Origin of the sequence: Dysgonomonas sp. UBA7710 (genome assembly GCF_002482385.1) — a bacterium.
Classification (GTDB): domain Bacteria; phylum Bacteroidota; class Bacteroidia; order Bacteroidales; family Dysgonomonadaceae; genus Dysgonomonas.
This window is the reverse complement of the sequence record NZ_DLFW01000002.1, coordinates 556,831-575,113: the sequence shown is the minus strand read 5'-3', so window position 1 is coordinate 575,113 and position 18,283 is coordinate 556,831. Positions and strand designations below refer to the sequence as shown.

Here is an 18,283-nt window from a genome sequence, read left to right as displayed (position 1 = left end):
AGAGCGAAGAACTATTCTTTCTTTGAAACATTCCTCATCGGCTTGTGTGTTACCGGGACAATAATCTGCATTTCATCCATCTGGCTGCCTTCAGGTATAATCTGAACAATATAAGCTTCTATAAACCCCATAATGGTGGTTGCTACGATCATACTTTACCATGCGGCAATAATTATATAAAGAATCCGGAGATGAGGGGTAAAACTCTACAAGGAGGTTTCAGAGAAAAGAAGAATTAAAAGGCAAAAGACTGAACGATACAATTTATCAGGTGTTTAACCGTTAAAAACAAATAAATTATCGTTACTTTGCACACCATAATCCACTAAATTTGTGAATGAGGCTTAAATATATCATATTATCCGTTTTGTTTTTCGTTTTTGGGTTCAGTACCGTTTACGGACAGTGGGATGCCCAGATAAGCCAATACTGGCGGATGAAGAACTTCTACAATCCTGCCTTTATCGGCGAAACGGGCAATATTGAAAGTTCGATGTTGCACCGCCGCCAGTGGGTAGGTATGACCAATGCCCCGGTTACTTCCGTAGTCTCGTTGAATATGCCCTTCAATTTCCTTGGTAAAGAGCATGGTATTGGCGCGATAGTCACAAACGAAAAAGCAGGGCTATTTTCTAACACGTATTTTCTCGGACAATATGCTTATAAGTTCAAGTTCAAGAATAATAAGATGTTGCATATCGGGTTACAGGGCGGTTTGCTTAATGTGAATTTCGATGCTGCCGGCATACATATTCCCGGCAGTAACTATCATACCCCGGGCGATCAGGACCCTGCATACCCCTCTGCTGCAGGCAGCAAAGTCATTGATGCAGGGCTGGGCATGGCATGGATCACATCCGACTATTATATAGGATTCTCGGCTACCCACCTTTGGGAACCGAAGTTCGACCTGAACGATAACAGTTCGGCATTCGTAGGACGTACCTATTATTTAATGGGAGGATACAATATTAAATTGAATAATCCGTTAATAGAATTGCAGCCTTCTGCTTTCTTTAAATCTGATGCTGTGACCTATCAGTTTGATATTACGGCAAAAATTGAATATAATGAGCTGTTCAATGGGGGAATATCTTGGAGAAAAGACGAAGGTTTTGTATTTTTGTTGGGCGTAAAAATAAGGAACATAGACGCAGGCTATTCATACGACTTATTGACATCGGATGTGTCGACAGTCAGTCATGGAAGCCATGAGTTGTTTATACGCTACAGCATTCCCTTACAAAAGAAACGGGAAGTAAAAGCGAGCAAGAGTATAAGGATATTATAGGGCCCCGCCTAGCCTCCCCGGAGGGGGAGAATATAAAATAGAATAATAAAGAGTTTCCCCTTGGGGTTAGGGGGCTTAATACAAAATTACGACAAACAATTAAAATCAAGCCTAAAAAATTAGTAGCCGAAGGCTAACATACATATATATGAAACAACTGTTTTTTGTAACTATAGCTTCACTTGTATTACTGGTTTCCTGCGGAAGATCGACAGGCGGTTCAGGCATTGGCGGTGAAGTAACCGGACAAAAAGGCTCATCATGGGCCGAACCGTCACCTTACGGTATGGTACTGGTATCAAGAGGTTCGATAGAAATGGGCCCTGCCGAAAACGATTCCCTGTGGGATATAAAAGCTAATCCGAAAGGTGTATCCGTCGATAACTTCTGGATGGACGAAACGGAGGTGACTAACTCGAAGTATCGCCAGTTTGTATATTGGGTACGGGATTCTATTATCCGTGAACGTCTGGCAGACCCGGCTTTCGGAGGTGATGAAACCTTTAAAATAACAGAAGACCGCTACGGGGAACCGGTAAAACCTTATCTGGACTGGAAAAAACCAATTCCCAAAAGGCCCTTGGAAGAGGAAGAGCGTGCTATCAACAGTGTAACAGCCATCCATCCGATAACAGGAAAAAGAGGTATAGATCCTACCCAAATGAATTTCAAATATGAATGGTTTGACTATACAGAAGCAGCCAAACGCAGAAACAGGCTGAATCCACAAGACCGGATATTAAATACGGACATAGCAGTGGACTTGAACCAGGTGGTAATGATTTCGAAAGATACAGCATATATAAATGAAGAAGGACTTCCGGTGAACGAAACGATCGTTCGCCCTTTGAGTTCACTTTTCGACTTTGTCCATACCAAGATTGTAAATATATACCCTGATACGACAGTTTGGGTGAATGATTTCAATAATGCATACAACGAGCCTTATATGAGGATGTACTTTTCTCATCCGGGCTATAATGACTACCCCGTAGTCGGCGTTTCATGGGAACAGGCCACAGCTTTTGCCGAGTGGCGTACGATGTTCTACCGTATGGGGCAGCCGAAGAATGCCCGTCCGATAGAGAACTTCCGCTTACCGACCGAAGGTGAATGGGAATTTGCTGCACGAAACGGGCGTAGCGAAAACAAATATCCGTGGGACAGAGAAGGCACAATGGATGAAAAAGCCTGTTTCATGGCTAACTTTAAACCGGGAGAGGGAAACTATACCAAAGACGGGAATCTGATACCTTCGCGTGTAGCATCATATATTCCAAACCGCTTTGGAATATATGACATGGCAGGAAACGTATCGGAATGGACATCAACATCTTATACAGAATCAGGCACAGAACTGATGAATGATATGAATCCACAATACAAATACGATGCGGCTAAAGAAGATCCATACGCTGTAAAGAAAAAAGTCGTAAAAGGCGGTTCGTGGAAAGATATAGGACGCAATATCAGAGGAGATATGAGAGAAGGTGAATTCCAGAACCAACCACGCTCTTATATCGGTTTCAGATGTGTAAGAACACAAATCGGCTTTGCAAAATCAAAGAAATAATGAAAAGAATATTCCACATAACAACAATATTGCTCTGCGTGTTCTGCCTAACCAATATGATGCAGGCGCAGAACCAGCAGGAATCGCTTCGCGACAGACTGGCCAGAAAGCAGCAGCAAGAGCAAGGAGCACAAGGTCAGAACAATGGCCCTAAGGTGCCTCAATTATCAGTTCGCGCCGAAATGATGAACGAGAATCAGACTCAGAATCTGGCAAATGCCACATGGATACGTGAAGTATACCGGTTTCTGGATCTGACTAAAGGGAAAAATGCCGCCTTACTATATCCGGTACAGTCCGTAGGACAAAAAATGAACCTGTACACAATGATTTTCAAACTGATGGCCAACGGAAGCCTTATAGGATATGACTGGAATCAGGGACAGGATTTGTTTACAGACAACCTGATTATAGATTTCGGCGATGTACTTAACCGGCTTGAAATACCGTATCAGAAAAACGGTAATGTCTATACATTCGATGAATTTAGTATTCCCAGCAATGAAGCGTTGGGTTATTACATAAAAGAAGCCTGGTATTTTGACCAGTCGAATTCAGTACTGGGTGTAAAAACAGTGGCCATATGCCCGGTCTTGTTCCGCCAACGTTATTTTGGTGATGACGATATGGAATCGTCCATATCAGCTGCAGGTTCCCGCGAACCGCAATTCTGGATACCATACGAATATGTAAGACCATATGCGGCGCGTATGCCAATTATGACTTCCGACCTGAATAATGTAATGAATAAAACCATCGATGATTATTTCAGGCTCCGACTATATGAAGGAGAGATATACAAGACAACCAATATGGAGAATAAGTTCCTGCAAGAAAAATTTACCACTCCGGAGGCATTGAAACATGCACAGGATAGTATCGAAACCCAACTGAAGCAATTTGACAAAGATTTGTGGGTTATCAACGATTCGATAAAAGCAGCGGGGGATATGAATCCTAAAAAGACAAAGGCATCCAAAGCCAGTAAACCGAAATCATCCTCATCAAATGCAACTTATTCAGCACGCGACAGAAGATGAAAGATTCTGACTAAATAAATAGAATATAAGAAAGCGGCGATCTCTTGATTGCTGCTTTTTTGTTACTCTTTCACGGAAACTTTATCTATAGAATATCGCTGATGGATTTTTTTCATCAGGAAATAGTTCCTTGACATTTTTTGAACCTGAAAACGGAGATACAGTAAAAAGTAAGAGAAAGAAAAATTTGTAAGAAGTGTTACTTTTGTTACCTTTTAACAAGTAGTAAGTTATAAGTAAAGAGATACGAGTAGACGAGGTACGAGGTACGAGTTGTTGACTGTTCACTGAAAAAAGTGTTACCTTTGTTACCCTTTTGCGCTTTAGCGTCTCTGCATGAAATACTGTTAACTGATGACTGTTGACTGCTAACTGATACATGTGTTACCTTTGTTACCTTTTAACTAAATATAGTTGAGAATATGAAATTAGAATACAGGGTCAGTAGTGAGATAAAAAGCAAATATGAACTTACAGAATTATTAATTTTTCATTCTTAATTATTAATTAGTTTCTGTTACTTTTGTTACTTTTTCATATCTGGATACAGATAAAACAAGAGAGGCTTTCCTCTCGGAAAGCCTCCTCTCTCACATTAATTATCTTAACTAATTAGTAACAGATCATTTAAAATCTGATTCCTAATTTTATCATCGGTTGTGATAAGATTGAAAAAGAGTGACTATCTGATGAAAGCAACCCCAATCCCGCCTGAGGACGGATACTGTAAGTTGAATACTGATAAGCCACCGGACGAATATCGAATCCTAAGAATAAAGCAGAATTAATAAAATAGTCCGCACCTACAACCGGAGCTACCTTCAATGCATAAGCCTCACCTACACTCGCACCCAGATAGTCCTCACTATCTTCGGCATTTGCAGATACACGGCCATAAGCATAACCGAATTCACCTCCTAGGCGCAGATGTAATTGATCCCATTTCGTTTTGAAATAATGATCCGCACCTACTGTCACCGAGAATTGAATATTATCTCTGCCAGGCACAGCATTATAGGTAGGAATATCACCGGATTCTGAGCCTGTACCGGTAACTTCATTATAAGCCGGATTGTGGCTGAAATTAAATCCTCCCGTCAATTTTAGCGCCCACTTGTCCGACACAAACCATCTGCCTTCTATATCCAATATCGGATTCTTATCGAACCATGCCGATGTAGATGCCGACAAAGTATAAGCCGGGTTGTTGGGAGCCGGAGCATCTGTCCCGATATATGACCCGACTCCAAAGTTGACAGAAACCATCCAGTCACCTTTTTTCGGAGCCACGTCACTTGAGTTTTGAGCAAAAGCCGAAAAAGCAAAGGACAGGAGCATTGTTAAACATAATATTTTCTTCATTTTAGCTTCTGTTTTTTATCAGAATGAGTTGAGGAAGGAATATTGTTTCCTCAACTCATTGCCAGATAGATTAACCTTCCAGTGTTTTTATTTGATTTTCGCGTCTATTATAGCTTTAGCAACAGCTGCTTCCTTTTTAGCTGCATCCATCTGGAGTTTTTCTTGAGCTACTTCTTCTGTCAGAGCAGCAATCTCGGCTACTTTCGTAGATATATCGTATGTAGTAGTAGCTTCCAACTCTTTGATATCTCTCTCTATGTTACTGATAGCCAATGTAGTGCTAGCAATAGCATCTTCAAGTCTTTCTATCTGCTGCTCTTTTATATCTCCTATATATGTGCCGTTAAATACAGCTGATTCAAGCGTCCAGTAGTAGTTTCTCAAAGAATTTGCTTCACGAACTTTTACATCCTTAGCATCAACAGCTGCATAATAGTCTGTTCTTGCTTTATCATAGGCAGCTTTTAACGTTGCCGGAGTAGATTCATCTTTGTAGATAGCTTTCACGGCTTCCATATCAGCAATATCTTCTGTCAAATAATTAATAGCGTTAGTAGCATCTTCCACTGCATGCTGCGCATTGTCAACCTTATTTTGGCCGTCATAGTACTTGTTGCTTTTATCGGCAAGAGTTACTGCGGCTGCGTTATCTGCAGTATCAGCAGCGGCAACAGCAGCGTCAGCAGCATCTTTCTGAGCCTGTGTAGACGAAGGGTTGTTATAAACTGTATTGCGATCTTCTATTGCTTTATCCAGAGCCTCTCTTGTTTTAACTTTGTCAGCTTCTGCTTTTCTGAAATCGGTATGTAATCCTACCAGTGCCGAAGTAGCAGCAGTAAAATCAGCTTCTGCTTTAGTCTTATCTGCTTTAGCTGTAGCCAGATTAGCTTTCATGTCTGCAAGGATTGTGTTCAATTCAGCGATTGTATACACCTTGTCGGTTCTCCAGTTGTAAGCGTTATCATAGAAATCGTACCATGTATTACTTGCATTGTTGTAAACGATCTCCGCTTGCAAACGTTTGTTTTCAAGAGCAGGGATATCAGTAAACAGCAGTATTTTTTCGTCGGCTTTTGCTTTAGCTATTTCTTTTTCGATATCTTTTATATCAGTAGTAGCTAAAAGATCCTGCCATCTCTTAAGGTCGGCTTTGTCGTTTTCGAGGCCAATGTTCATATTAGCGATATCTCTTTCCTTCAACCTGATATCATTAGCTAAAGTTTCATTTTTCCCTGCTTTATATCCGGCAAGCAACTCATTTTCTTTAGCCAATCTGATTGTCTTTTCAGACCAGACAGCTGTATGTGCATTTACTTTAGCTATCGCATCCTGATATGCAAGTACCGCAGCTTTCAATTCCGGATCTTCTACTGCGGCTTTAGCCAAAGCTTCAGCCAACTCCTGTTGCGCTGTTACAAGATTAGCTTTTTCCCGTTCCAATTCAGCCTCAGCTTTCTTGATTGCTACTTCTGTAGCTTTTTCCATTTTCTTGATCTCTTCAGCCCAATACTTTTTCTGGTATTCTGTTTCGGCTTTCCTGTACTCAATTTCTGCTTTAATTCTTTCTGCTTCCGCTTCTTTCAAAGCTTTTTCAGCTTCTGCAAGGATTTTTTCAACCTCCGCCTGTGCTCTTTTAAGCTCTGCATCAGCCTTCAGCTGGTCGGCCTTAGCGCCACGCAATTGGGTTACGCTTTGCGACTCGTTGTCATCAACGCACGATGTTGTAGAAAATACAATTCCTGCGCACGCTATAGCCAATACAGGAATATAAAACTTAAGTTTTTTCATAATAAAAAAGCTAGTTGTTAATAAATTAGTTGTTTATCAATTCAGTTATTTATGTGATAGCATATGTTGTCTCTAAATATTAAAATATATCAAAAAGATATGTTTCTACGATAATTATCTAACTTTACTTGTTTATATATACTGTGAATAGCTAAGCACTATTCATAAATACAATATTTGATTGCAAATATACAATTTTATATTGTATAAAAAAGTTTTTTTGATATTATTTTAAAATTTGTAAAAGGAAAATGAACGACAACTGGGATAGACTTGTAAAAGTCATAGAATCGACCAATCTCTCTATCAATAAATTTGCAACCTCAATAGGTCTGAAAAGATCTGAAAACTTGTACCGCATAAAAAATGGCAAGAATTCAATAAGCAAAGATCTGGCAGAACAAATTACAACAAAATATTGCAATATAAGTAAAGCGTGGTTACTTACCGGGGAAGGAACGATGTACATCAACGAATCTGAAGAAAACAGGAAATCTTCATCCAAAAAGAAAATACCATTCTATGATTCCATAATAATGGACTCGGATGAACAGACCGAAATCACTCTTCCCGAACCACTATATTATATCGAGGTGCCATCATTGGCTAATTGTGATCTTGCAGCACTCTTTGTCGGAGAATCAATGAAGCCGGAGATACCATCCGGTTCGATAGTTGCACTGAAAGAAATAAACCTGCATCTGATACTCCCGGGAGAAATGTACCTGATTGTAACAGACAAGTACACAACAATTAAATATCTAAGAACTGTGAATGAAAACAACACTCTGTTGCGGCTCATCCCACGCAATACCGAACATTATGATGAAATGCTTCTGGATAAATCTCTTATACGCCGCTTGTTTTTAGTTAAGGGTGTAATTTCTACAAAAGTGTTATAAACTTATACAAATAGAGAAAAGGCTGATCTCCAACAGTCAGCCACTACACATCCTATTTATCACAGGATAAATACTGCGCTTCTATAAACTGTAATTGACTTCTCAACATAGTAATCCGTGTCATTTTATAACCCACACTCTCAGCCTCGGAAATAGGACGTGAATAAATATACTCTATCTCCATAGGCCTCCGATAATCAAAGTCCAGCTTCATGCTGGGAGAGTATGGTGTCATATGCCGTGTCATCTCCAATATATCCCTCGCATAGCTTTCCGGTATAGAGAACCTGCCCTGACCGACAGAATTAGCTCCATGCACGACTTCGAGCATAATGCTGTAAAGTAATTCTACCATAACCGGATCACTCATTAAATTAGCGGTGGTGCTATTCATTACAACTGTCATACCATTATAAGGGATGTTCCAGATCAACTTCATCCAACGGGCCTTCTCCAGTTCGAGCACCTGTGTTCTTACACCGGATTGTATGAAATCATTACATACCTGTTCTAATATTTCGGGATTGGCACACGAATAAGAGCCAATGTTGAGATGCCCCTCATCGAAGTGCCCGATATGTCCTTCCCCTATTTTACTGGAACAGATAAAAGCAAGTCCTCCGGCAATGTTCAGTCCCGGAAAATCCTTCTGTAAATCGGCTTCCAGCCCCAGACCGTTCTGAATAAGTATAACTACCGTATCTTTATGTAGCAGAGGCGGTAAAAGTTCTTTTAGCAACTTATTATTTGTTGTTTTCAAGGCAACAAGTACGACATCACATTTCGGCATATCCGATGTTGATCTATATGCATATACAGACTTCAAATAAAAATCCCCATGGACGGAATCTACTTTTAGTCCATTATTCTTCACGTATTTATAATCGGAATGAAGCAAGAAATGAACTTCCTGTCCCGAATTAGCTAATCTACCACCATAATAACCACCTATGGCTCCGGTACCTATTACTGCATATTTAAGTGACATAAAACGATTCTCTTAAAAAATAATTTAAAATGTACGAAAACCTTACCATAAGATCAATTTTCGTCGTCTCTTTACCTATAGATAAATATATTTAGATTTCATAAATATACAAACAAAAAGCGACTATCTTCCGATAGCCGCTTCCAATTCTATAATCAAAACTTACTAGTCTTTGAATTTTGCTTTCAGGAACTCGCGGTTCATGCGGGCAATATTTGCAATAGATACGTTCTTCGGACATTGTACCTCACAAGCCTGTGTATTGGTACAGTTACCGAAGCCCAGTTCATCCATTTTACCTACCATTGCTTTCGCGCGACGTGCTGCTTCTACACGTCCCTGAGGAAGAAGTGCCAGCTGGCTTACTTTAGCCGATACAAACAACATAGCCGATCCATTCTTACAAGCGGCAACACATGCACCACAACCGATACATGATGCTGCATCCATAGCTTCGTCAGCATCTGTCTTTGGAATAGGTATAGCATTAGCATCCGGTATACCTCCGGTATTTACACTAACATAACCTCCCGCCTGCATGATTTTATCAAAAGCAGTACGGTCTACCATCAAGTCGCGGATAACAGGGAAACCTGCCGAACGCCAAGGTTCAACCGTAATGGTTTCACCATCCTTAAATTTACGCATATGCAGCTGGCATGTTGTAATATCTTCGTCCGGTCCGTGAGGATGTCCGTTTATATAAAGGCTACACATACCACAGATACCTTCGCGGCAGTCGTGATCGAACACGACAGGCTCTTTGCCTTCGTTGATTAAGTTTTCATTCAAAATATCCAGCATCTCAAGAAAAGAACTTTCTGTAGAAATGCCTTTTAATGGATATGTCTCAAAAGCCCCTTTTTCCTGAGGACCTCTCTGACGCCAAACTTTTAATGTTATATTGATTAATTTTTCCATTTTTTTGAGTTTTTAGATACGAGATACGAGATACGAGATACAAGTTTATTGTTTTAAAGAATTTATTAAAGCTGACAACATTTTAATTATTTCGTTAAGTAAAGCATTCAGCGTTTGGTACACAATTTCTGATAAATATTCTAATTCTCTGGAAATTATCATTTGTGTTTCCAATTCCGAGGCAGAACCTAAAGCAATGTATACAAAATGTGTACATTCTTTTTTTGAACCTCTACCAAATCCTTCTGCTATATTGGAAGGTACAGAAACAGATGAACGCCTCATTTGAGAAACTAAGCCAAATAACTCTTCATTTGGAAAGGATTTAGTTTCAACATATATCTGTTTCACCAAACTGATACTCTTCTGCCAAACAATCAAATCCTTATGAGTTCCCATTTTCAAAAACTTGTCTACTCGTTTACTTGTTAACTCGTCAACTGATTTAAGCCTTGTAATTTCTTTGTTGTCTAACTACAAATTCATAGTCGAGAGGTTCTTTCACCAGCTCAGGAGCTTGCTCTTCACCTTCATATTTCCAGCAGGCAACATAAGAATAATGTTCATCATCACGCATAGCCTCACCTTCCGGTGTCTGATATTCTTCACGGAAGTGGCCTCCACAAGACTCATTACGATTCAATCCATCATATGCCATCAATAAGCCTATCTCGATAAAGTCTGCTAAACGCAATGCTTTTTCAAGCTCTGTATTCAGGCTAGTAGCTTCACCCGGGATGCGGACATTTGACCAGAATTCCTTTTTCACAGCTTTCAATTTCTCGATTGCTGCTTCCAAAGATTCCTTTGTACGGCCCATACCTACAAAATCCCACATGATAAGCCCCAGTTCCTTATGGATAGAGTCAACAGAACGTTTCCCCTTAATATTCATTAATTTGGCAACTTTCTCCTTAATCTCATTTTCTGTCTGAGCAAATTCAGGCAGATCGGTACTGAAGCGAGGAACAGAAATCTGGTCAGCCAGATAATTCTGGATTGTATATGGTAATACGAAATATCCGTCAGCCAATCCCTGCATCAGAGCAGATGCCCCCAAGCGGTTAGCTCCATGGTCGGAGAAGTTGGCTTCACCAAGTGCAAACAAACCTTTGATGGAAGTCATCAACTCATAGTCTACCCAGATACCACCCATCGTGTAGTGGATCGCCGGATAAATCATCATCGGTGTTTCGTATGGATTTTCGTCTACAATTTTGTCGTACATCTGGAACAGGTTGCCATACTTGGCTTCAACTACATCTCTACCAAGGCGGTTGATAGCATCAGAGAAATCAAGATAAACGGCCAGACCTGTAGAACCTACACCAAAGCCGGCATCGCATCTCTCTTTAGCTGCACGTGATGCAACGTCACGAGGCACAAGGTTACCGAAGGCCGGATAGCGTCTTTCCAGATAGTAATCCCTGTCTTCTTCTTTCAATTGAGTTGGCTTCAGTTTGCCTGCGCGGATAGCTTCAGCATCTTCTTTCTTTTTAGGAACCCAGATACGGCCATCGTTACGAAGCGATTCTGACATCAGAGTCAGCTTAGACTGGAATTCGCCGTGAACGGGAATACATGTCGGGTGAATCTGAGCGAAGCAAGGATTCGCAAAGTAAGCACCTTTTTTATAAGCCTGAATAGCTGCAGAACCGTTCGAACCCATTGCATTGGTAGAAAGGAAGAATGTATTACCATATCCACCTGTAGCAATAACAACTGCATGTGCTGCAAAACGCTCCAGTTTACCTGTTACAAGGTTGCGGGCAATAATACCACGGGCACGTTCTTCTCCATTGTTGTCCTTCACAAGTACAACATCGAGCATCTCATAGCGGGTATATAGTTTCACGCTGCCTTTGTGCACCTGACGGCTCAATGCAGAGTATGCACCCAGCAACAGCTGTTGTCCGGTCTGTCCTTTAGCATAGAATGTACGCGATACCTGTGCTCCACCGAAAGAACGGTTATCCAGCAAGCCTCCGTATTCGCGGGCAAAAGGAACTCCCTGAGCCACACATTGGTCGATGATACTGTTTGCAACCTCCGCAAGACGGTAAACGTTTGCTTCGCGGGCACGGTAGTCACCACCTTTGATAGTATCGTAGAAAAGACGGTAAACCGAGTCACCATCATTTTGATAATTCTTTGCAGCATTAATACCTCCCTGTGCTGCGATCGAGTGCGCACGGCGGGGAGAATCCTGAATACAGAAGTTAAGCACATTGAAGCCCATTTCTCCAAGAGAAGCGGCCGCCGATGCTCCTGCAAGGCCTGTACCTACTACAATAATGTCGAGGCGACGTTTATTAGCAGGATTCACCAATTTCTGGTGCGCCTTATAGTTGGTCCATTTTTCTGCCAATGGCCCTTCAGGTATTTTTGAATCTTTTTTTGGATCTAGTATATTACTCATATCTGTTTTTCTTTTAATCTTTAACAAAAATAATCAGCGCCTACTTAACAAAACGGACACAGTAAATGTCTTGCATAAAAGTAGATGGTTACAAAAGCAAATGCCAGACAAATAACAGTGGCAAGTACCTGACTGATCACTTTCCAGCGATTCATCCAAACCAGATTGTTCCAACCGATGGTTTGAACTGCACTCCAAAATCCGTGAGATAAATGGAACCACAATGCAACATACCAAACAAGGTATGCAACCACAACCCAGGTCTGACTGAAATAATACTTGATGAAAGCGGCTCCGTCCTGAGGAGAAACCATTTCGCCACCAAGCGCCACTTCGTGATGTCCCATCAATTCGGTAAACATCATTTTATACCAGAACTGGCTAAAGTGAAGCACCATGAAACCAATGACAATTACACCCAGGACAAACATGTTTTGTGAAGCCCACTCTACATGTTTAGGACGTACGTTTACTGCATAAGCGTCACCTCCGCGTGCTTTACGGTTTTGTAAAGTCAGAATAAGAGCGTAGATGAAGTGGATGGCAACAAGTGCACCCAAAGCAGCAGTCCCGGCCACAGCATACCAATTAGCCCCTAATAAAGCGCAGATGGTATTGTAGGCATCCTCCGAAAATACAGCCGTCACGTTCATCGAAGCGTGAAACAGCAAAAACAAGATAAGAGCGATACCAGTGATACTCATTATCAACTTCTTACCAATAGAAGATTTAAGTAACCAACTCATAAATTAAAATTGTTTTTAGTTATTTAGAATAGTTAAATTTTTAGCTGATAGTGATAGAAAATAACCATATGCAATTGCTTTTTTCTATTGTCATGCAAAAATAGATTAAATAAAGGGATTTTCAAAAGAAATGGAATGCGTTTTTGATTAAAAAGTAAAATGATTAGTTAATCCGTGAACATATTTTTTCGTATATTCTATTTTGTTCACAGCTAGGGTTTACTGTAATAATCATAATGTAAATTTTGAGTGGAAATAGTAACAGAAAGTAATTAATAACTAAGAATGAAAAATTAATAATTCCTGTAAGTTCAGATTTGCTTTTTATCTCACTACTGACACTTTATTCTAATTTCGTATTCTCAACTATATTTAGTTAAAAGGTAACAAAGGTAACACATGTATCAGTTAACAGTATTTCATGCAGAGACGCTAAAGCGCAAAAAGGTAACAAAAGTTACAGCTTTTATACATTTTAATTTTTAAACCTTAAATCTTTAAATCCTTATTCAACCTTTCAAAGAACGGTAAGCCGTTAAGCTCACTATATAGATAAACCAGAAATATAAACATAACAAAGAGGGTGTGTCAAAAGTAAAACTGTACTATCAAATTATTACCCTCTTTGCCATTCTGAATGTAATGAAGAATCTCGACCCTCCTGGCACGAGATGTTTCACTCCGTTCAACATGACAACCAACGGTCACAGGAGCGTAGCGTATGTAAATAGAAAGAAAAACTGCTTTTGACACACCCTCCTTATCTTTTCTATCTAAGCTTTTTATATATATTTCTGCGCAAGGTCATAAACCTGCCGGGCGGATTCATCCCACGAATATTTTTTTATCTGTTCCAGACCTTTAAGGCGAAGTTGCTCCCTTAAGTCCCGGTCTTTCAGCAATTGGTTTATTTTAGCTGTCATATCTTTCACATCATATGGGTCTACATATAAAGCGGCATCCCCGCTAACCTCACGCAAAGCGGGAATATCGGAGCAGATTGCAGGACAACCATAAGTCATGGATTCCAATGGCGGTAGTCCGAACCCCTCGTATAAAGACGGGTAGACGGACAGCAATGCATCCTGATACATTTTTTGGAGCTGATTGTCAGGGATATATCCCGGCAGATGCACATTCTCTCCTATCAGTTTTTTTAGATCAGGAGTATTGAATGCCTTGAAGGACATGCCGATGATATATAGCTTTACCGATTTATTGTCTATCTTATCGAATGCTTCCACCAAACGACTGAAATTTTTACGGGGGTCCATGGATGATACAGCAATTATATATTTTTCGCTGTCCGGGTCAGGCTTATAATTCAATATTTCTTCCCGTGCAGGTTTATTATGAAACGGCACATTGCTATGTATCACATGTATTTTAGCCGCATCTATCCCCAGTGTATCCACAATCTCATTTTTAGAAAACTCACTCACTGTGAGTACCGCGTGCGCTTTTTTGCCTATACGGGGCATCATAAAATGATAAAAACGGTAATAATTCTTCGAGAACCATTCGGGGTAACGCTCATGCGATACATCATGGATAGTCATTATCTGATTATCATAGGACAAGGGACCGCATCCGGTGAAACTGATAAGCAACGGGCTGCCGATACTCTTCAGATAGCGGGGCAATGAGACTTGTTCCCACAAATGAGTTTTCAGCGAACCGCACTTTACCGTTCTAAAACTGAACTTGTAATCGGGCTGTATTTCCTGCGGAATGGACACATGAAAATCCACACCCATCTCGTGCAGTTTATTACATATCTCGAATGCATAGCGGTGAACGCCTGTGGCCTTTTGAGTAAGAAATCTCCCGTTTACAACGAACATATAAGAGTCTGTTTAAATTTTATTTAGGTAACCAGTCTTTATTTTTTTCAATAAATGCATCCACAAGACTATCCACCCGCTGTGTCATTGCATCCACATTCGAAGAATTTATTTCATACTTAGGGTTAAACATATTAGTCATTATGGTATCGCCCAAAGCAGGGCTAAAATGGGTAACATCCCCATAATAGTTCAGATCTGTAATCTCATTCCTGTCGAGAAAAGAAACGACCCTTACATTGTCGTACTTCTCCACCATCCGGATAAACTTAGCCGCAAAACCAAGAAACTGGCTATAATAATCATGCTTGCGTGTATGATACCAGTACAGGGCCGAATAGGACGGGAACATAAATGTGTAATCCACATCCTTGTGTTTATCTATTTCCAGCTTGGCAATAAAGGAAGTGAGGCTATTGTCCATCCGTTCCTCCATATGTTCCACATGCTGGTATAATACACTGTTTCCTGCCAGATAGTAGTTCTTTACAAATTCGGCGCTGTAGGTCTTGGCATAGCTTTCAGTACCTATCTGGTCAATATTTGTTTTCATCTTATATACATCCGGCAGATTACCGTCTTTAATTTTAAAATACAGTTCCAACCCTAAATTTGCGGGAATATATTGTATCTGGGCTTCATAACTATACAAGTATTGTAGCTTATTCATGAAGCCGTCTTCATAAAGATAACCCGGATAACGGGATACAAACCCGGCCTGATTGAAAAACGGCATATCTACATTCATTATGATGTTTTTCACCCCCTTCTCCTGTACTATTGAATACAATAGCTCCATTTCTGCCAGATTCATTCCTCCGGAGGATAACTTCACAGGTTTCATCCCCTGATAAGTATTACGCAAAGTAGATAAATCGAAACTCTGTACCATCGACGAACCTATAAGTGCGGTATTGTATTCATAATTCTTAGCCAGTCCTCCATTTACAAAACGGGGATTCAATATATAGCGGGATTTCGGATCTACCCTGAATTGCAGAAACGGATCGACGACATAGCAAGTCAGCCCGATAATGAACAGCAAGGTGACTGCCGATATGCTGAATACCGTCAGAAAGCCTTTAGATGTATATTTCTTACCTGATATATCCATAATTTGCTAAAAATTAAAATAGATAAAAGCTCCTACTTTAGAAAAATGGATTACAGCTATCGAAAACATAATTGCCGACATTATAGCGATTTTCGGTTTCGGGTTGAATTCATTATACAAATCGATGCTGTTTTTCGGGAACAGGAATACAAAATAAGACACTATCAGAAGAATTCCGACTACAAATATCGACTGCATCATGTCCGGATAAGCCAACGTAGTATTGAATGCCAGGTGTGAGATTCCGTTAAACGAAATTACATCGGGGATGTACATCGTTTTCAGCATTATCAATGCATCATTTACTGTCAATGAACGGAACAATACCAGTGCGGAACTTACAAACAGAAATGTAAAGAAAATCCTTACCAGGTCAGGGACTTTATCCAGTTGCTTGTCAAATATCTTCTCAAATACACGGACAAGCCCGTGTAACGACCCCCATAATACAAACGTCCATGCTGCTCCGTGCCAGAGTCCGCTCACAAAGAACACCGCAAAAAGGTTGAAGCAGGTACGGGCATATCCTTTCCTGTTACCTCCGAGCGGGATGTAAATAAGGACAAACAAAGATCGCCCCAGAGTTATATGCCACCGTTTCCAGAACTCGGTAATACTTTTCGACTTATAGGGTGAATAGAAGTTCACAGGCAGGTTAATATTGAACATCTTACCCAGGCCTATCGCCATATCGGAATAACCGCTGAAATCGAAGAATAACTGGAATGTATAAGCCAGAGAACCGAGCCATGCCGCTCCGAAAGATAAAGAACCGGGGTCGAAAAAAGCATTCGAGGAAAAGATGTTCAGCGTATCGGCTACCACGGCTTTCTTGAAAAGACCAATGATAAATATGAAAAGGCCCTGTACAAAATTATCTGTATTGAAGAAACGGTTTTTGTCTTCCTGATATTGAGTCATTACATCCTGAGAAAAGACAATAGGGCCCGCTACCAACTGTGGGAAAAAGGTGATAAAAAGAACATAATCCAGTACTCCGGGCACTTTTTCCTGTTTTTTATTTACACTTATCAGGTAGGCTATCTGCTGGAAGGTAAAGAAGCTGATCCCCAGCGGTAATATGATCTGCCTGAGAACAAAATGAGTATCAAATAGGGTATTGACATTATCCACAAAGAAATTATAATACTTATAATATCCCAGTAAACAAACATTAAACAGAACTCCGGTAACAAAACAGACCTTCCTAAAAAGAAGTCTTGTCGCATTCTGCACTCCTGTTGCCATTATATAATTGACAGATATCGAAATAAGTATCAGCCATACATAAGAAATATGGTTGTATCCGTAAAAAACCAATGAAGCGAATATCAGAAGTAAATGTTGTACTTTTCGCGATACATAGCGCGATATGCCGAAATAAAGAATCAATACTACCGGCAAAAAGACAAAAGTGAATATATATGTCGAAAATATCATAAATCTGAAAAATCGCTTTACCCTATTACTTTATATGTTTTTTTACTATACCAGCTACGTTTTACAAAACATTTGCTCAGTCCTATCCAGAAGTTCATTTTAAAGCGGTTCCACGCCTTATTTCCGGATTTCACCTGAGGAAAGTAATCTGTGCCGGCCACAATATTAAAATAACGCTTCTTTTGTTCCATTCCACCTTTCAGAAACTCGATATGGTGAGTCACTGTCCTGGATTTCGGGAATACATAAAAACGCCCTTCTTTTATATTGGGTACATAAGGATAGCTATAACGAATATAACTGGGTACATGTACCGGCATATTCTCTTTTATCCACATGAATCTGACATTCGTATCTCGTAAAAAGTTTGTGATATGACACTCCGGAAAAAGCTCAAAATCAAATATTCCGGGGTTATTTTTTATATATTCCGTTTTAATAATTGCAAAGTCTGTAGCCAGGGCATAATACTTATCATACCAGTCGGCGCTGGCCCACACGGTATCTGCCTTCTCTGACAGTAGTTTCGTATATTTAGACTGAATACTATCTCCGTAAACCCATGTATCAGCCTCCAGTATCAACGTATATTTACAGTCCCCTGGGATGTACTTTACTCCTTCCATCAGTAATTGGGAGTTTCCCTTCCTATGTCCGGCATTTTCTTCGAGAATTACCAGTTTGTCTATGTGAGGAATAGATTCGGGTAAAATGTCGTAACCGTTTTTCTTTCCATTACTGACAACTATAATATAATAATCATTCTCTTTCCAGGTATCGGAGATAATCTGAAGATTGTATTTCAAATCCTCTATTCTATCGTAAACACGTATAAGGACAGCCAGCTTCATTTTG

General features: G+C 40.1%; 16 protein-coding genes. 4 read left to right on the top strand and 12 right to left on the bottom strand.

Features of this window, described 5'->3' with window-relative positions; all coding sequences use genetic code 11:
• Positions 1-11: 11 nt before the first annotated feature.
• Complete coding sequence (locus B3317_RS02635; RefSeq protein WP_291108347.1) at positions 12-152, bottom strand: hypothetical protein; 141 nt, start codon at positions 150-152, stop codon at positions 12-14.
• Between the two features lie 185 nt (positions 153-337).
• Between B3317_RS02635 and B3317_RS02630 the strand changes: the two genes are divergently transcribed.
• The 3 genes from B3317_RS02630 to gldN all read left to right on the top strand — a co-directional run bounded on the left by B3317_RS02630 (position 338) and on the right by gldN (position 3,904).
• A complete protein-coding gene (locus B3317_RS02630; RefSeq protein WP_291108345.1) occupies positions 338-1,291 on the top strand; it encodes a PorP/SprF family type IX secretion system membrane protein in 954 nt (317 codons plus the stop codon).
• Positions 1,292-1,439: 148 nt separating this feature from the next.
• Positions 1,440-2,864 (top strand): SUMF1/EgtB/PvdO family nonheme iron enzyme, encoded by a 1,425-nt coding sequence (locus B3317_RS02625; RefSeq protein ID WP_291108343.1) that lies wholly within the window; start codon positions 1,440-1,442, stop codon positions 2,862-2,864.
• Positions 2,864-3,904: a gliding motility protein GldN gene (gldN, locus tag B3317_RS02620; protein WP_291108342.1), complete on the top strand. Its 1,041-nt coding sequence runs from the start codon at positions 2,864-2,866 to the stop codon at positions 3,902-3,904. The genes B3317_RS02625 and gldN overlap by 1 nt, the downstream gene beginning before the upstream one ends.
• A gap of 627 nt (positions 3,905-4,531) precedes the next feature.
• On the opposite strand, the gene B3317_RS02615 is transcribed toward gldN, so the two are convergent.
• A complete protein-coding gene (locus B3317_RS02615; protein ID WP_291108341.1) occupies positions 4,532-5,266 on the bottom strand; it encodes a BT1926 family outer membrane beta-barrel protein in 735 nt (244 codons plus the stop codon).
• A gap of 87 nt (positions 5,267-5,353) precedes the next feature.
• Complete coding sequence (locus tag B3317_RS02610) at positions 5,354-7,054, bottom strand: hypothetical protein (protein WP_291108339.1); 1,701 nt, start codon at positions 7,052-7,054, stop codon at positions 5,354-5,356.
• Positions 7,055-7,305: 251 nt separating this feature from the next.
• Here B3317_RS02610 and B3317_RS02605 point away from each other — a divergent pair, with 251 nt between their 5' ends.
• Complete coding sequence (locus B3317_RS02605; RefSeq protein ID WP_291108337.1) at positions 7,306-7,956, top strand: S24 family peptidase; 651 nt, start codon at positions 7,306-7,308, stop codon at positions 7,954-7,956.
• Between the two features lie 52 nt (positions 7,957-8,008).
• Here B3317_RS02605 and B3317_RS02600 read toward each other — a convergent pair whose 3' ends face one another.
• The 9 genes from B3317_RS02600 to B3317_RS02560 all read right to left on the bottom strand — a co-directional run bounded on the left by B3317_RS02600 (position 8,009) and on the right by B3317_RS02560 (position 18,279).
• A complete protein-coding gene (locus B3317_RS02600) occupies positions 8,009-8,944 on the bottom strand; it encodes a putative 2-dehydropantoate 2-reductase (RefSeq protein ID WP_291108335.1) in 936 nt (311 codons plus the stop codon).
• A gap of 165 nt (positions 8,945-9,109) precedes the next feature.
• Complete coding sequence (locus B3317_RS02595; RefSeq protein WP_291108333.1) at positions 9,110-9,865, bottom strand: succinate dehydrogenase/fumarate reductase iron-sulfur subunit; 756 nt, start codon at positions 9,863-9,865, stop codon at positions 9,110-9,112.
• Positions 9,866-9,910: 45 nt separating this feature from the next.
• Positions 9,911-10,264: a four helix bundle protein gene (locus B3317_RS02590; RefSeq protein ID WP_291108331.1), complete on the bottom strand. Its 354-nt coding sequence runs from the start codon at positions 10,262-10,264 to the stop codon at positions 9,911-9,913.
• A 46-nt stretch (positions 10,265-10,310) separates the two neighbouring features.
• On the bottom strand, positions 10,311-12,284 hold the full coding sequence (locus B3317_RS02585) for a fumarate reductase/succinate dehydrogenase flavoprotein subunit (RefSeq protein WP_291108329.1): 1,974 nt from the start codon (positions 12,282-12,284) through the stop codon (positions 10,311-10,313).
• A gap of 44 nt (positions 12,285-12,328) precedes the next feature.
• Positions 12,329-13,030: a succinate dehydrogenase cytochrome b subunit gene (locus tag B3317_RS02580; protein WP_291108327.1), complete on the bottom strand. Its 702-nt coding sequence runs from the start codon at positions 13,028-13,030 to the stop codon at positions 12,329-12,331.
• 782 nt (positions 13,031-13,812) lie between these two features.
• Positions 13,813-14,874, bottom strand: a complete 1,062-nt coding sequence (locus tag B3317_RS02575; RefSeq protein ID WP_291108325.1) for a glycosyltransferase family 4 protein — start codon at positions 14,872-14,874, stop codon at positions 13,813-13,815.
• Positions 14,875-14,893: 19 nt separating this feature from the next.
• Positions 14,894-15,988 carry a hypothetical protein gene (locus B3317_RS02570; RefSeq protein ID WP_291108323.1) on the bottom strand — a complete coding sequence of 365 codons (1,095 nt, stop codon included), beginning with the start codon at positions 15,986-15,988 and terminating at the stop codon, positions 14,894-14,896.
• Positions 15,989-15,994: 6 nt separating this feature from the next.
• Positions 15,995-17,428 carry an MBOAT family O-acyltransferase gene (locus B3317_RS02565; RefSeq protein WP_291108321.1) on the bottom strand — a complete coding sequence of 478 codons (1,434 nt, stop codon included), beginning with the start codon at positions 17,426-17,428 and terminating at the stop codon, positions 15,995-15,997.
• 17 nt (positions 17,429-17,445) lie between these two features.
• Entirely contained in the window at positions 17,446-18,279 is an 834-nt protein-coding gene (locus B3317_RS02560) for a hypothetical protein (protein WP_291108319.1), read from the bottom strand.
• Between the last annotated feature and the right edge of the window lie 4 nt (positions 18,280-18,283).

Bases quoted from the DNA above. Each gene is read 5' to 3' on its own strand.
- B3317_RS02635 (WP_291108347.1), bottom strand. From the start codon at position 152: ATGATCGTAGCAACCACCATTATGGGGTTTATAGAAGCTTATATTGTT.
- B3317_RS02630 (WP_291108345.1), top strand. From the start codon at position 338: ATGAGGCTTAAATATATCATATTATCCGTTTTGTTTTTCGTTTTTGGG.
- B3317_RS02625 (WP_291108343.1), top strand. From the start codon at position 1,440: ATGAAACAACTGTTTTTTGTAACTATAGCTTCACTTGTATTACTGGTT.
- gldN (WP_291108342.1), top strand. From the start codon at position 2,864: ATGAAAAGAATATTCCACATAACAACAATATTGCTCTGCGTGTTCTGC.
- B3317_RS02615 (WP_291108341.1), bottom strand. From the start codon at position 5,266: ATGAAGAAAATATTATGTTTAACAATGCTCCTGTCCTTTGCTTTTTCG.
- B3317_RS02610 (WP_291108339.1), bottom strand. From the start codon at position 7,054: ATGAAAAAACTTAAGTTTTATATTCCTGTATTGGCTATAGCGTGCGCA.
- B3317_RS02605 (WP_291108337.1), top strand. From the start codon at position 7,306: ATGAACGACAACTGGGATAGACTTGTAAAAGTCATAGAATCGACCAAT.
- B3317_RS02600 (WP_291108335.1), bottom strand. From the start codon at position 8,944: ATGTCACTTAAATATGCAGTAATAGGTACCGGAGCCATAGGTGGTTAT.
- B3317_RS02595 (WP_291108333.1), bottom strand. From the start codon at position 9,865: ATGGAAAAATTAATCAATATAACATTAAAAGTTTGGCGTCAGAGAGGT.
- B3317_RS02590 (WP_291108331.1), bottom strand. From the start codon at position 10,264: ATGGGAACTCATAAGGATTTGATTGTTTGGCAGAAGAGTATCAGTTTG.
- B3317_RS02585 (WP_291108329.1), bottom strand. From the start codon at position 12,284: ATGAGTAATATACTAGATCCAAAAAAAGATTCAAAAATACCTGAAGGG.
- B3317_RS02580 (WP_291108327.1), bottom strand. From the start codon at position 13,030: ATGAGTTGGTTACTTAAATCTTCTATTGGTAAGAAGTTGATAATGAGT.
- B3317_RS02575 (WP_291108325.1), bottom strand. From the start codon at position 14,874: ATGTTCGTTGTAAACGGGAGATTTCTTACTCAAAAGGCCACAGGCGTT.
- B3317_RS02570 (WP_291108323.1), bottom strand. From the start codon at position 15,988: ATGGATATATCAGGTAAGAAATATACATCTAAAGGCTTTCTGACGGTA.
- B3317_RS02565 (WP_291108321.1), bottom strand. From the start codon at position 17,428: ATGATATTTTCGACATATATATTCACTTTTGTCTTTTTGCCGGTAGTA.
- B3317_RS02560 (WP_291108319.1), bottom strand. From the start codon at position 18,279: ATGAAGCTGGCTGTCCTTATACGTGTTTACGATAGAATAGAGGATTTG.